Source organism: Burkholderia sp. E168m23, assembly GCF_016586125.1.
Lineage (GTDB): Bacteria > Pseudomonadota > Gammaproteobacteria > Burkholderiales > Burkholderiaceae > Burkholderia > Burkholderia orbicola.
On record NZ_BCPP01001478.1, the window covers coordinates 1 to 1,030 of the forward strand.

A 1,030-nucleotide genomic window follows, 5' to 3' on the forward strand; every position below is an offset into this window, starting at 1 on the left:
GACGGTGCTCGAGAACCTGAAGATGGGCGGCTTCTTCGCGAGCCGTCACGAGATCGACGACGGCATCGAGCACGTGTTCAAGCTGTTTCCGCGCTTGAAGGAGCGCGCGACGCAGCGGGCCGGCACGATGTCGGGCGGCGAGCAGCAGATGCTGGCGATCGGCCGTGCGCTGATGAGCAAGCCGCGTTTGCTGCTGCTCGACGAACCGACGCTCGGCCTCGCGCCGCTCGTGATCGCGCAGATCTTCGACATCATCCGCACGATCCGCGACGAAGGCGTCACGGTGTTCCTCGTCGAGCAGAACGCGAACAAGGCGCTCGGCGTGGCCGATCGCGGCTACGTGCTCGAAACGGGGCGCGTGGTGCTGGCCGACACGGGCGCGAACCTGCTCGCGAACGACCGCATCAAGCAGGCGTATCTCGGCGGTTGATCGACGGGAAGCCGCCGGCCTGCAACGGGCCGGCGGCAGTTTTTCCGGCGGTTCGTTTCTGCTTGCAAGGCCGGTTTCCCGGCCTTGTCTTCCCTATCCGATCCTGAACGTACTTTTCAATACGTCGCGCAGATGCAGCGCGGCGCGATTGCTGTCGTCCGTCAGCACCGTGATCAGGTGCGGCGGCAGATCGGGCAGCACGATGCCGGCGACATGGCTCGTCAGGTTGCCCGACACGCGATCGTGCTCGATCAGGCCGACCGCGAGCCCGTTCGCAATACACGCTTCGACCGCCGGCGAACTGGCGCTTTCGAGCAGCATCCGGTGCGCGATCTTCGCCTTCTTCAGCGCATTCAGCGCGGTATCGCGGTATGGGCAGCCCTGCAGTTGCACCGCGATCGGCAGCGGTGCATCGGGATTGAACTTGAAGGTGCGCGCGGCGACCCACACCGGATGGGTCTTGCTGAGCAGCTCGGCGTGCGGCAGCGCTTTCGGCACCACGGCGATCGTGATGTCGAGCTGGCCGCGCGCGAACAGCTGCTGCAACTCTTCGCTGGAGCGCGCTTCGACCGTCAGTTCGAGCAGCGGCCGGTCGGCGGC

General features: G+C 66.1%; 2 protein-coding genes. One reads left to right on the forward strand and one right to left on the reverse strand.

Features of this window, described 5'->3' with window-relative positions:
* The coding region (locus JMF90_RS38285; protein WP_201326463.1) for an ABC transporter ATP-binding protein at positions 1 to 430 on the forward strand (430 nt) is incomplete at its 5' end.
* 93 nt (positions 431 to 523) lie between these two features.
* On the opposite strand, the gene JMF90_RS38290 is transcribed toward JMF90_RS38285, so the two are convergent.
* Positions 524 to 1,030, reverse strand: a 507-nt coding sequence (locus JMF90_RS38290) for a LysR substrate-binding domain-containing protein (RefSeq protein WP_236598145.1), incomplete at its 5' end; no start/stop codon positions are given.